We start from the raw sequence: 12610 nt of genomic DNA, 5'->3' as shown, positions 1-12610 counted from the left end.
TAAGTTATAGTTTTTTTGCACCAAATCCAATTCGGTCACAAATATACTGCTGGTTTTCACAATATGCAATTAACTCATCTTTAATAAATTGGAAAACAACATCTTTTTCATTTTCCGGATAAAGCACATGAACATTTGCTCCTGCATCAAGGGTAAAGCATACATTAGTTTTAGACACTTCTCTAAACTCCCATATTTTATTTATAATCTCTAAAGTATTAGGCTTCATTAATATAAAATATGGCATACTTGTCATCATCATAGCATGCAGCGTTAATGCTTCGCTCTCTACTATTTTAATAAATTCTTTTAAATCTCCATTTTTAAATATCGTGATGAGTTTATCAAGATTGTCATGTGCCTGTGAAAATCGCTGTACTGCAAATGGATGATCATGCATTAAATTATGACCTACAGTACTGCTTACTTGTTTTTGACCTTTATCTACCAATAGAATAGTATCGTAATAATTCTTAAAATTATCATGAACTTCATATGGATATTTTATCCCATATAAATCTGTACTACCTTTTGTGTTTTTATGATTTCCCCATTGCACAATATCACCTTCGATACTTCTACAAGCACTGCCGGAGCCTAATCGAGATAAAAAAGATGCTTTTTTAAGAAAAAACGAATCCGAAATATCCGGATTTAATTGTCTTTCTATAGCTACCAAACACAGAGCTAGGGCAGACATTCCGCTTGCAGATGATGCAATACCACTGCTATGTGGAAATGAATTTGAGGTTTCAATTTTAAAATGATATTCTTTTAAAAACGGTAAATAAGATTCTATTCTAGATAGAAAAGTTTTAATTTTTGGTTTAAAATCATCTTTGGTCTTTCCTTCAAACCATAATTCAAAAGAGAAATCATCACTAGGTTTAGGTAATTTATTGTAAAAAACTTGCGTTGTTGTTGCGCATGCATCCAAAGTAAAACTTATGGACGGGTTTTGGGGTAATTGATTTTCTTTTTTACCCCAATACTTCACTAAAGCTATGTTACTTGGGGATTTATAGCTTACTTTACCTTCGGTAATTTTTAATTCGTAAGCAGAAGGAATAAAGTCTTTTTCAATCATTTAAGTTTAATTTTACAACAAAGATAGTTTTTAAGTGCATTTGTGTTAATGACAATTAAATTAAATCACTAATTTAGGGGTATTACACCAACTATTTTGAAAAAACAACTATACTACATTGGAATTGCGGTTGCCGCATGTTTGGTCATTGGCTTTTTATCAGGCTTTGCTACAAAATCATCGATAGCAGATTGGTATGTAGCATTAGAAAAACCAAGCTTTAACCCACCTAATGAAATTTTCGCCCCTGTTTGGACTCTATTATATATAATGATGGGTGTTTCTGCAGGCATTGTGTGGTCCAAAGGTTTTCATCATATATGGGTCAAAACAGCCTTATACCATTTTATTTTTCAATTATTGTTTAATGCCCTTTGGAGCATTGTATTTTTTGGATTAAAAGAGCCTTTTTGGGCATTTATGGTAATTATTACTTTACTTGTCTTAATTGTTTTAACCATTCGATGGTTTAAAGTGGTAAATAAAACAGCAGCCTATTTATTAGTACCTTATTTACTCTGGGTATGTTTTGCCACTGTTCTAAACTATAAAATTTGGGAACTTAATTAGTTAGTTTTAGCCATATCTAATAGTTTCATCATGGTTTTATAATTACGAGTAGTTGCTTGCACTTTTAATTTTCCTTCAAAAAAATTGTTGTTACACTTGGCTTTCCCATAACCATTATTACACTTTAAGTACACACATTTTTTAGTGATACTAAACACTTCATTACTAAATTTTTCTGCTTCCAGAAGCAGTATTAATTCTATTTTTGGCGTGCTTTTTAATAACACAAAATAACATTTATTTTCTTCGAAATCTTCATTTTCGTCCCAAGGAGATTTATCTATAATTGCCATAAAACTATTTGATTCTAAAATAAGTACTGGAACCTCAAATCCAAACTCGTTATAAATTGCCGAATGCACCTTCTGTTCTAAAATGTTAGGATCTTGTTCTCCCGAATTAAAAACAACATTACCACTTTGTATATACGTTTTTATACTTTCCAGACCTATATTCTCCAACATATATTTTAAATCTGCCATCTTGATTTTATTATGCCCAGAAACATTTATTCCTCTCAAAAGTAAAATATAAGTCTTCATTTTTATGAATCGATTTGCTTATTAATAGTACAACAAAATAGAATATCTCCAAGGTATTATTCTATGAATATGCTAATTATATTTTAGTATCTTAACCAAGTGAAGCACTAATTTCTTGTTTATGGAAAAATATATTTTAGCATTAGATCAAGGCACCACAAGCTGTCGGGCACTTATAATCGATAAAAAAGGTACCATTGTTTCAAGCGCACAAAAAGAATTTAAACAGTATTTTCCCAAACCAGGTTGGGTGGAACACGACCCTATAGAAATTTGGTCTACACAAGCCGGTATGGCAGCAGAAGCAACGACAAGAAAAGGGCTGAATGGGACAAATATTGCTTCAATAGGCATCACAAATCAAAGAGAAACCGTAGTGGTTTGGGACAAAAAAACAGGAATACCTGTGTATAATGCTATAGTTTGGCAAGACAAAAGAACATCAGAATTTTGTAATCAACTTAAAAAGCAAGGCAAAGAACAATTAATAAGGGAAAAAACAGGACTTGTTATTGACTCTTATTTTTCCGGTACTAAAGTAAAATGGATTTTAGATAATGTGGAAGGTGCAAGAAAACGCGCAGAAGACGGAGAACTTATTTTAGGTACTATAGATAGTTGGCTTATTTGGAATATGACTAAAGGTGCCTTACACATAACAGATGTTACCAATGCCTCACGCACTTTATTATACAATATAAATTCGCTGGAATGGGATAATGAACTTTTAGAATTAATGACTATTCCAAAAAGTATGCTGCCAACAGTAAAACAATCTAGTGAAGTTTATGGACATACAAGTCCCAATTTTTTTGCAGTAAAAATACCTATTTCTGGCATTGCCGGTGATCAACAAGCTGCATTGTTTGGGCAAATGTGTACTAAAAAAGGGATGGTTAAAAATACCTATGGCACAGGTTGTTTTATGCTTATGAATATTGGTAAAAAACCAATAGTTTCTAAAAACAATTTATTAACTACAGTTGCATGGCAAATCAACAATGAAACGCATTATGCTCTTGAAGGTAGTGTTTTTATTGCAGGCGCAGTAGTCCAATGGTTAAGAGATAGTTTAAAAATCATTAAAAAATCGTCAGATATTGAGGATTTAGCCAGTTCAGTTGACAGTTCTGAAGGCGTTTATTTTGTTCCTGCCTTTGCAGGATTAGGAGCTCCACATTGGAATCAAAATGCACAAGGGACTATTTTTGGATTAACCCGAGGTAGCACTGATGCACATATTGCGCGAGCAGCGGTAGAATCTATTGCCTATCAAACCATGGATATATTAAAAGCAATGGAAGCCGACTCAAGTATTTCTATTAAAGAACTAAGAGTTGATGGTGGGGCGACAGTAAATAATATGCTCATGCAATTTCAATCTGATGTGTTAAATACGGAAACCGTACGGCCGAAAATTATAGAAACAACCGTTATGGGTGCAGCATATCTTGCAGGGTTAGCTGTTGGATACTGGAAAAATACCGAAGAAATACAGGAAATTTGGCAAGCAGACACACATTTTAAACCCAATACAGAAAGAAAGAAAATAGAACAGGAAATTAAAGGTTGGTACAAAGCTATAAAAGCTTTAGAATATTGGTCTAACAATTAAAAATAAGACAAACCATGACGGCATTTACAGCAGAAATTATTGGTACTTTTTTATTAATTCTCTTAGGCGGTGGCGTTGTTGCCAATGTTGTCTTAGAGAAAACAAAATCTAATGATCCAGGATGGATGGTCATTACAACAGCTTGGGGACTAGCGGTATTCGTTGGTGTGGTGGTTGCAGGTCCTTATAGTGGCGCCCACTTAAACCCAGCAGTAAGTATTGGTTTGGCTGTAGCTGGCAAATTTGAATGGGGTTTAATCCCAATGTATGTATTAGCACAATTTATAGGTGCCATGCTAGGTGCTACAACCGTTTGGCTGTTTTACAAAGATCATTTTGATATTACCGAAGATCCAGAAGCCAAAAGAGCAATATTTTGCACTTCTCCTGCTATTAGAAATGTAAAATCTAACTTGTTTAGCGAAGCCATAGGAACTTTTGTTTTAGTATTTGTGGTTTTATACTTTACAGATGCCACATTAACTGAACCTGAAACCACAATTGGGTTAGGTTCTTTAGGCGCACTACCTGTCGCAATTTTAGTTTGGGTAATTGGGCTAGCACTAGGTGGAACTACCGGATATGCTATAAATCCGGCAAGAGATTTGGGACCCAGAATTATGCATGCCTTATTGCCAATTAAAGGAAAAGTAAATGATTGGGGCTATAGCTGGATACCAATTGTAGGGCCAATTATAGGAGCTTGCTTAGCCGGTGGACTTATGCTTATACTTTCGCAATAGCTTGCGCGGCAATATAGGCACTTGTCCATGCATTTTGAAAATTAAAACCACCAGTAATCGCATCTACATTTATCACTTCGCCAGCAAAAAATAAGTTTTTTGCAATTTTACTTTCATAGGTTTTAAAGTTTATTTCTTTTAAATCTATGCCGCCTGCAGTTACAAATTCTTCTTTAAAAGTACTTTTGCCATCAACAAAATACTCTCCAGCAGTTAATTCTTTCGCTAAATTTTGAAGCTGAATCTTTGTTATGTCTCCCCATTTTATAGTTTCATCAATTCCAGAAGCCTTAACTAAATTAACCCATAAACGTCGTGGAACGTCAACAGCATTTGTACGCAAAACAGTTTTTTTAGCTTCCACATCTTTTATTTGCATTAAAAGCAAGAGCATCCCCTCTTCATGATATTCTGGCAACCAATTAACTCTTATTACAAATTTATAATTCCAATCATGTAACTCTCGAGCACCCCATGCTGACAATTTTAAAATGGCTGGACCACTCATACCCCAATGGGTAATTAGTAATGGCCCATCTGAAAACAACAAAGCCTTTGCAGCTTCCTTGCTCTTTAGATTTATTGTAACCTTATTAGGCAGAATTTTTTCTAAAACTTCTACCGTTGCATAAGTGCTCACACCAGGAATGCCTTCTATTCTGGGATCTTTTATATTAAAAGTAAATAATGAAGGAACAGGCGTTATAATAGTATGACCAAGCTTTTCCATTAATTTCCAAACCTTGGGATTGCTACCTGTTGCTACTAAGATTTTTTTTGCGTAGTACTTTTTTTGAATAGACTCAACCATCCATCCATCAAACGGTTGCTCTTCTAATATGGCAATAGGCTCTATCGCTATTACAGAGCTATTTCGAAGAAGTTTTACCCCTAAACGTTCAGCTTCGGTTACAAAACAATCTATTATGGTTTTTGAGGTATTACTTTCCGGAAACATGCGACCATCTTCCTCTATTTTTAAAGCTATTCCTCGATTTTCAAAAAATGAAATAGTATCTCCGCTACAATACGTATGAAATGGCCCTTTGAGCTCTTTTTCTCCCCTTGGATAGCTTTTTACCAATTCATTTGGATCAAACTCTGCATGCGTTACATTACAACGACCACCACCAGAAACTTTAACTTTAGTTAAAACTTCTTTTCCTCGTTCTAAAATGGCAATTTTTAATTTTGGATTCGCCTCGGCTGCATGAATGGCAGCATAAAATCCAGCAGCACCGCCACCAACAATAAGTATATCAAACATTATTTTATGCGTTCTGGGTAATTGGTAAATATACCATCAACACCAATCCTTTTCATTTCAAGTATCGCTTGTTCTTCATTAACGGTCCATGGAAAAATTTTAAATCCTGCCTCCCTTATCCGATTTGCATTCTCTAAATTCAACTTTTCAAAATCTGGATTAATCGCAACGGCATGAAGTTCTTTTGCTAAAGGCAATGCCTCTAAGGGATCCTCATTTTCTATAAGCACGGCTATATCAATTTTCGCATTACTTTCGCGCATGATTTTTAACTCATCCCAATTGAAACTAGAGATTAAAAAATCTTGTAACTTCCACCCCTTTTCATCAATATAATTCTTGAGTATCGCATTTACATCTTTAGCAGTCCCTGCTCCTTTCAATTCTATATTCAAAGGGACTTTTCTATTAATCACCTCAATAACATCTGTTAATAATGGAATTTTATGACCCCCTGTAACATTCAGTTTTTGCAATTCTTCCCAAGTATAATCTTCAATATTCCCATCACCGTTGGTTAGCCTTTCTACAGTATCATCATGAAAAACTACAATTTCACCAGTAGCAATTTTAAAAACATCAATCTCTATCATGTCAACATTTAATTCTAATGCCTTTTTTATAGATGGAATTGTGTTTTCTGTTTCATGTCCCATAGCACCTCTATGGCCAATAACCAATAGCTTTTTGTTATTCATACATGCTGTAATTGTAATTAAAATAAGGAAGACTACTATTTTTTTCATTTTTATTTTACTTTAAATATAAATGATTCTAGCGGTTTTACTTGAATTGAAAAAGTTCCAACACCATCATCACCAATTACTAATGTAGGCTTTTCAACTCCATATAATTGATCTTTCATTGGGTACTCTCCTATTGCTAAGCCCCATTTTTGAATTATCTCTTGAGGTACTTTTACAGAAAATTGATATTCTTTATTAGCATCAAAATTACTTAATACAATTAGTCTTTCATTTTCAGACCATCTGCAATAGGTAAACACTCGATGGTCATAACCTTGGGTATGTTCTTTGTTATAGTAATGAATTTCTTGATACTCACCCATTAAAGCATCACTAGTAATGGTAAAATTCAATAATCGTTTATAAAAATCACGAAGGTTTTTTTCATCTTCGGTAGATTGTCCGCCATCAAATTTTTTGTTGTTTACCCAACGTTGTAGCGTGGGTACGCCAATATAATCGAATATTGATGTTCTACTCGGACTTCCAAAGCCTGCCTTTTCAGCTCCAGGTTCACCAACTTCTTGGCCAAAATAAATCATGGTTGGAGATGTGCTAATAGTTGCAGAAACAACCATTGCGGGCATTGCTTTTTTAGGATCTCCAGCGAATTCAGGACTTGCAATACGCTGTTCATCATGGTTTTCTAAAAAATGAAGCATATTATGCTCAATATCTGTCATTCCGCTTTGCACTGTTTGTATATGGTCTGTCCATCCATGACCCGCCATTATAGGTTTTAGACTATCATAAAGTTCAACCTTATCATACAAATAATCCATTTTCCCTTTTCGAATATAATCTCTGTACAAAGCCGGATTATACACTTCAGCTAATAAAAAAGCATCAGCATTCTTCATTTTAATATTCGAATTAAGGTAGCTCCAAAATTCTACAGGCACCATTTCAGCCATATCAAACCGGAAACCATCGACCCCCATTGCTAACCAATAGAGCGCAATGTCTTTAAATTTTATCCAAGAATTTGGTACATTTTTTTTAGACCAAAATGCATAGTGTTCCTTATAATCTTTGTTGTTAAATTCGTCCGGAAGACGATCAAAATCATAGGAACCATCTGGCCGTACGCCATAATTAATTTTTACAGTTTCGTACCAATCATTAAAATCGGGCTGTGCTAAACGAGATCCATTACCTGTCCATCTTGCTGGAATTTCAGTGTATTTTCCATCTGCCAAATTTGTTTGTTCGCCGCCTAAAGGTTGGTAACCGTCACGCCAAACTGGAACCTTAAATTCTACATTTGGAACGTAATAAAAATTATTATCTCTGCTGTATTCAACGCTTGTATCATCGGTTACTCCGAATGGCTCCAACCCTTTAGGAGTGCTTTTGCCTTCATAATTACGCGCTACATGATTTGGGACAATATCAATAATCACCTTTAGTCCTGCACGATGCGATCTTTCTAATAAAGCCTTAAATTCTTCTAATCTTTTCTCTGGATTATCAGCTAAATCTGGGTTTACATTGTAATAATCTTTAACAGCATAAGGCGATCCTGCTCTCCCTTTTACAATATCTGGATCATCATTTGAAATTCCGAATTTTGTATAATCGCGAATAACATCATGATGTGGCACTCCGGTATACCAAATATGTGTTACCCCCAAATTTTTTATTTCTTGCAATGCTTTTTCCGTAAAATCGGAAAATTTGCCCACTCCATTTTCTTCAATAGTCCCCCATGGTTTATTAGTAGTATTGGTATTGCCAAAAAGACGTGTAAAGACCTGATATACAACTTCCTTTTTTTTGACTGAATTTGTATTCATGACATTGGTATCTTGTTTTTTAGTGTCTTTACATGCTAATCCAATAAAAATTAACACTAGTATAAAACACTTTTTCATTTTAAATTGATTTATTAATTGGCAACTACAACTTCCTTTTCTGGAGAAATCACTATTCTTTTTCCATTCACTCGAATCGATGTATCTTCCGTACCTTCTAATTGAAATTTAGTTTCTTGCTGCGATACGGTTACCTTTAAAATTCGTTTTCTAAAATTAATTTTAAAAGAATAAGCCTTCCATTGCTTAGGTATTCTGGGCATAAATGATAATTTATCTTCTACCACTCGCATACCACCAAAACCTTCAACAATACTCATCCAAGTTCCAGCCATAGAAGTAATGTGCAAACCTTCTTCTACTTCTTTATTATAATCATCTAGATCTAAACGCGAAGTTCGTAAATAGAAAGTATAGGCCTGCTCCATTCTATTTAATTTAGCCGCTTGAATACTATGTACACATGGCGACAACGAAGATTCGTGAACTGTAAAAGGTTCGTAAAAATCAAAGTGCTTTTCTAATGCTTCGATGCTAAAATGATCTTCAAAAAGATAAAATCCTTGTAAAGTATCCGCTTGTTTTATGTAAGGAGAACGTAAAATGCGATCCCAACTCCATTTTTGATTTATTGGGCGTTGCGATTTAGGTAAATCTGCAACCGTAATTAATTCTTTATCTAAGAAACCATCTTGTTGTAAAAATATATCATGGGTAGCTGAATATGGAAAATACATGTTATCAGCAACTTTTTTCCATTTTTCTGTTTCATTATCTGTAAGCTTCGTTACGCCAATAATTCTATGATAATCTTCTGGGTAGCCATCTTTAACTTTCTTTAATTGCTCCACTGCATAGTTAATACACCATTTTGCCAAATAGTTGGTATACCAGTTGTTATTTACGTTGTTCTCGTATTCATTAGGTCCAGTAACACCAAGAATAACATACTTATCCTTTTGGGTAGAAAAAGTTGCTCTTTGATGCCAAAAACGTGCAATACCGATTAAAACCTCGAGACCCATTTCTGGAATGTAAGTGTAGTCTCCTGTGAATCTATAATAATTAAAAATGGCAAATGCAATTGCTCCATTTCTATGAATTTCTTCAAAGGTAATTTCCCATTCATTATGGCATTCCTCGCCATTCATGGTCACCATCGGATAGAGTGCTGCTCCATTTGAAAAACCTAATTTCTTAGCATTTTCTATGGCCTTTTCTAAATGATGGTATCTGTATTCCAATAAATTTCTGGCAACTTTCTGATCTTTTGTAGCCATATAAAATGGAATGCAATAGGCTTCTGTATCCCAATACGTACTTCCTCCATATTTTTCGCCAGTAAATCCTTTAGGTCCAATATTTAAACGAGAATCTGTACCTGAATAGGTTTGATTTAATTGAAAAATATTAAATCGAATACCTTGTTGCGCTTTTGTATCTCCTTCGATAGTGATATCGCTCATTTCCCAGATTTTAGCCCAAGCCAACTTCTGCTTCTCTAGTAAAGCATCAAAACCTAAATCGGTTGCTTTTTTCAAAACACCTTTGGCTGCTGCAATTAATTGTGAAGCTTTATGATTTCTGTCAACTGTATAACCACCAAATTTATAAAGAGTTACAACATCATTTTTTTTAACTTTTTGGATATAGGTATGTTTTATCAAAAACTCTGAAGAGGATTCCTTTGGTTTTTGACTAACAAATTCACCATTTAAGGCCAATTGCGATTGCATAAAAGTGCAGGTCGCAAAATTTGTTTTCATGGTGTGGGCCTCAATAAAAGCCTGGGTTTCTTCTGAAGTTATAGCTGTTGTATTCCAAAATTTGTCATCCCAATTACTATCTTCATTAGTTATAGCACTATCCAAATAAGGTTCAAAAACAATAACAGCATCAGTATCTAATGGTTTTATTTGATATTTAATTGCCCCTACTTCATTTAAATCTAAACTTAAAAAACGAGTGGCAATAACTTCAACCTTAGTATCATTAGCTAAAATGGCCACAAAAGAACGCTGATACCAACCTTCTTTCATGTTCAATTCTCTTTTATAATTTGAAATGGATTTACACGTATTTAAATCAAGAACCTCATTATTTATTGTAACATTAATGCCAATCCAATTAGGTGCATTTAGAACTTTCGCAAAATATTCCGGATAGCCATTTTTCCACCATCCAACTCTTGTTTTATCCGGATAATATACGCCTCCGATATAACTACCTTGAAAAGTTGGGCCTGAATATGTTTCTTCATAATTAGCACGCTGTCCCATGGCGCCATTGCCGATACTAAATAAACTTTCGGAAGATTTTACTTTTTCCTTATCAAAACCTTCTTCAATAATAGACCAACTATTTGGTGTTATATAATCCTGATTCATTGTAATCTTTTAAATTTAATGTTATTCGGTAGTTATTTAATAAACAAAGCTAAGAAATGAAGTAGTAATTTTTATAGGCTCTATAACAAATATTATTCGGCTAAGTTCGCGACTAATTTATTCAAAAAAGAACTATCTATTTCGGTAAAATTATTGAAATTATATTTTGCCTCACTCAAAACATTTGAATCTCCAATACCTATACTCACCATATTTGCAGTATTTGCAGCTTGAATGCCAGCAACAGCATCTTCAAAAACCACACATCTACTTGGCGAAACTCCAAGTTTATCAGCTGCAATTAAAAATACCTCTGGATCTGGTTTTGCTTTGGCAACATTATTCCCGTCCACTATGGCATCAAAATAAGAAAGTAAATTTACTTTTTCTAAAATAGGTTTCGCATTTTTGCTTGCGGAACCCAAGGCTATTGGAATATTCTTAGCTTTTAAAAAGTCTAATACTTTTGGAACATCTGGTAGTATTTCCGAAGCATCCATTTTATCTATATACTGCAAATAATCTACGTTTTTTTCGATCATCCAGGTGTCGAATTGCTCTTTAGTGGCTTTTATTCCTCCTATTTCGAGTAAAATTTCTAAGCACCGTTTTCTGCTTACCCCTTTAAATAATTCGTTTTGTTCATGGGTAAACTCAAATCCTAATTCATTGGCTAAGTTTTTCCATGCTAGATAATGGTATTTTGCTGTATCCACAATAACACCATCTAAATCAAATATAAATCCTATAGTACTCATTCTTATTTATTCATGTAATTTTTTTAAGAAGACTTAAAAATTAATTAATAGTAGATTCTCTCTCCATAATAGTTGGTTCCAAAACTTCAGTACGGTAAGTTTCTACATCATTTTCTATTTCTATTTTTTCAATAAGCATTTCTGCGGCAATTTCACCCATTTTTTCACCATGTTGTGCAACAGATGTTAGTGTAGGGTTAGAGAATTTGGATAAGATTCCATCTGTAAATCCAATAAACTCAATATCTTCAGGAATTTTATACCCAAGTCTTTGAGCAATTCGCATACCGTGAATGGCATATATTTCGTTCACACACAATACAGCATCTATCTTTTCATTTTTAAAAAATTCTTCCATTTCATTACCCTCAACACTATTCATTGATGGTAGACGTAAAATTAAATTTTTATCTATTTTAATATTCTGTTCTTTTAAAGCTTGAAAATAGCCATCTGATCTATTTTTACTAACACTTAGATAATCTTCTGTGGCAACGAGAGCTATTTTTTTTCTACCATTTTCTAAAAGTTTCTTTACTGCTCTATAGGCACCATCTTTATCATTAATCAAGACTTTATCGCATTCTACAGCATCTGTAACCCTATCAAACAAAACCAATGGAATCCCTTGCTCTATTAACTCCTTTAAATGATTATAGTCGTTTTTAAGTTGAGTTTCGGAAGATAGAGACATTATAAACCCATCTACACTACCATTAGCAAGAATCTCCATATTTATAACTTCCTTATCAAAAGATTCGTCAGAAACACAAACAATTACATTATAGCCTTTGGTATTAGCAAATTTTTCAATACCCCTAAACACTGTTGTGAAAAAATGATGGACGATATCAGGAATAATAACTCCAATGTTTTTTGTACGCTTATTCTTAAGACTAATCGCTATATTATTGGGTTTGTAGTTATATAATTTCGCAAATGCTTGGATTTTTTCTTTAGTATCCCTACTAATTTCTTCACTATTTTTTAATGCTTTTGACACTGTTGAAATGGAAACTTCTAATTCGCGAGCAATGTGCTTTAATGTTATTTTTTGTTTCAAAATGTTCAATTTTCCGTT

Annotated in this window: 11 protein-coding genes; 3 read left to right on the top strand and 8 right to left on the bottom strand. The window is 33.8% G+C overall.

Translation table 11 applies throughout. The annotated features are described in order from the left end of the window. Positions 1-4 precede the first annotated feature (4 nt). Positions 5-1087 carry a diphosphomevalonate decarboxylase gene (locus B8963_RS06310; RefSeq protein WP_084060547.1) on the bottom strand — a complete coding sequence of 361 codons (1083 nt, stop codon included), beginning with the start codon at positions 1085-1087 and terminating at the stop codon, positions 5-7. Positions 1088-1183: 96 nt separating this feature from the next. Here B8963_RS06310 and B8963_RS06305 point away from each other — a divergent pair, with 96 nt between their 5' ends. Beyond that, the gene (locus B8963_RS06305; protein ID WP_084060546.1) at positions 1184-1657 is read left to right on the top strand and encodes a TspO/MBR family protein; all 474 of its coding nucleotides are present in this window, start codon (positions 1184-1186) and stop codon (positions 1655-1657) included. Here the strand turns inward: B8963_RS06305 and B8963_RS06300 are convergent. Then, entirely contained in the window at positions 1654-2199 is a 546-nt protein-coding gene (locus tag B8963_RS06300; protein WP_084060545.1) for a DUF1697 domain-containing protein, read from the bottom strand. The two genes, B8963_RS06305 and B8963_RS06300, sit on opposite strands and share 4 nt — an antisense overlap. A 121-nt stretch (positions 2200-2320) precedes the next feature. Here B8963_RS06300 and glpK point away from each other — a divergent pair, with 121 nt between their 5' ends. Further along, entirely contained in the window at positions 2321-3814 is a 1494-nt protein-coding gene (gene glpK / locus B8963_RS06295) for a glycerol kinase GlpK (protein ID WP_084060544.1), read from the top strand. A 14-nt stretch (positions 3815-3828) separates the two neighbouring features. Beyond that, on the top strand, positions 3829-4557 hold the full coding sequence (locus B8963_RS06290; protein ID WP_084060543.1) for an MIP/aquaporin family protein: 729 nt from the start codon (positions 3829-3831) through the stop codon (positions 4555-4557). On the opposite strand, the gene B8963_RS06285 is transcribed toward B8963_RS06290, so the two are convergent. The 6 genes from B8963_RS06285 to B8963_RS06260 all read right to left on the bottom strand — a co-directional run bounded on the left by B8963_RS06285 (position 4541) and on the right by B8963_RS06260 (position 12592). Continuing rightward, a complete protein-coding gene (locus tag B8963_RS06285; protein WP_084060542.1) occupies positions 4541-5824 on the bottom strand; it encodes a BaiN/RdsA family NAD(P)/FAD-dependent oxidoreductase in 1284 nt (427 codons plus the stop codon). The two genes, B8963_RS06290 and B8963_RS06285, sit on opposite strands and share 17 nt — an antisense overlap. After that, the gene (locus tag B8963_RS06280) at positions 5824-6570 is read right to left on the bottom strand and encodes a glycerophosphodiester phosphodiesterase (protein WP_084060541.1); all 747 of its coding nucleotides are present in this window, start codon (positions 6568-6570) and stop codon (positions 5824-5826) included. The genes B8963_RS06285 and B8963_RS06280 overlap by 1 nt, the downstream gene beginning before the upstream one ends. A 2-nt stretch (positions 6571-6572) precedes the next feature. Continuing rightward, positions 6573-8444, bottom strand: a complete 1872-nt coding sequence (locus tag B8963_RS06275) for an alpha-amylase family protein (RefSeq protein WP_084060540.1) — start codon at positions 8442-8444, stop codon at positions 6573-6575. Between the two features lie 14 nt (positions 8445-8458). Continuing rightward, on the bottom strand, positions 8459-10771 hold the full coding sequence (locus B8963_RS06270; RefSeq protein ID WP_084060539.1) for a glycoside hydrolase family 65 protein: 2313 nt from the start codon (positions 10769-10771) through the stop codon (positions 8459-8461). A 92-nt stretch (positions 10772-10863) separates the two neighbouring features. After that, positions 10864-11529, bottom strand: coding sequence for a beta-phosphoglucomutase (gene pgmB, locus B8963_RS06265; protein ID WP_084060538.1), 666 nt, complete (start codon positions 11527-11529; stop codon positions 10864-10866). A gap of 40 nt (positions 11530-11569) precedes the next feature. Continuing rightward, positions 11570-12592: a LacI family DNA-binding transcriptional regulator gene (locus B8963_RS06260; protein WP_084060537.1), complete on the bottom strand. Its 1023-nt coding sequence runs from the start codon at positions 12590-12592 to the stop codon at positions 11570-11572. Positions 12593-12610 lie beyond the last annotated feature (18 nt).

This window comes from Cellulophaga tyrosinoxydans (genome assembly GCF_900176415.1).
Classification (GTDB): Bacteria; Bacteroidota; Bacteroidia; order Flavobacteriales; family Flavobacteriaceae; genus Cellulophaga; species Cellulophaga tyrosinoxydans.
The sequence above is the reverse complement of the archived record's forward strand: the minus strand, read 5'-3'. Positions and strand labels throughout refer to the sequence as shown.

Excerpts from the sequence above, each read along its gene's own strand:
- B8963_RS06310 (WP_084060547.1), bottom strand. The coding sequence starts at position 1,087 with ATGATTGAAAAAGACTTTATTCCTTCTGCTTACGAATTAAAAATTACC.
- B8963_RS06300 (WP_084060545.1), bottom strand. The coding sequence starts at position 2,199 with ATGAAGACTTATATTTTACTTTTGAGAGGAATAAATGTTTCTGGGCAT.
- glpK (WP_084060544.1), top strand. The coding sequence starts at position 2,321 with ATGGAAAAATATATTTTAGCATTAGATCAAGGCACCACAAGCTGTCGG.
- B8963_RS06290 (WP_084060543.1), top strand. The coding sequence starts at position 3,829 with ATGACGGCATTTACAGCAGAAATTATTGGTACTTTTTTATTAATTCTC.
- B8963_RS06285 (WP_084060542.1), bottom strand. The coding sequence starts at position 5,824 with ATGTTTGATATACTTATTGTTGGTGGCGGTGCTGCTGGATTTTATGCT.
- B8963_RS06280 (WP_084060541.1), bottom strand. The coding sequence starts at position 6,570 with ATGAAAAAAATAGTAGTCTTCCTTATTTTAATTACAATTACAGCATGT.
- B8963_RS06275 (WP_084060540.1), bottom strand. The coding sequence starts at position 8,444 with ATGAAAAAGTGTTTTATACTAGTGTTAATTTTTATTGGATTAGCATGT.
- B8963_RS06270 (WP_084060539.1), bottom strand. The coding sequence starts at position 10,771 with ATGAATCAGGATTATATAACACCAAATAGTTGGTCTATTATTGAAGAA.
- pgmB (WP_084060538.1), bottom strand. The coding sequence starts at position 11,529 with ATGAGTACTATAGGATTTATATTTGATTTAGATGGTGTTATTGTGGAT.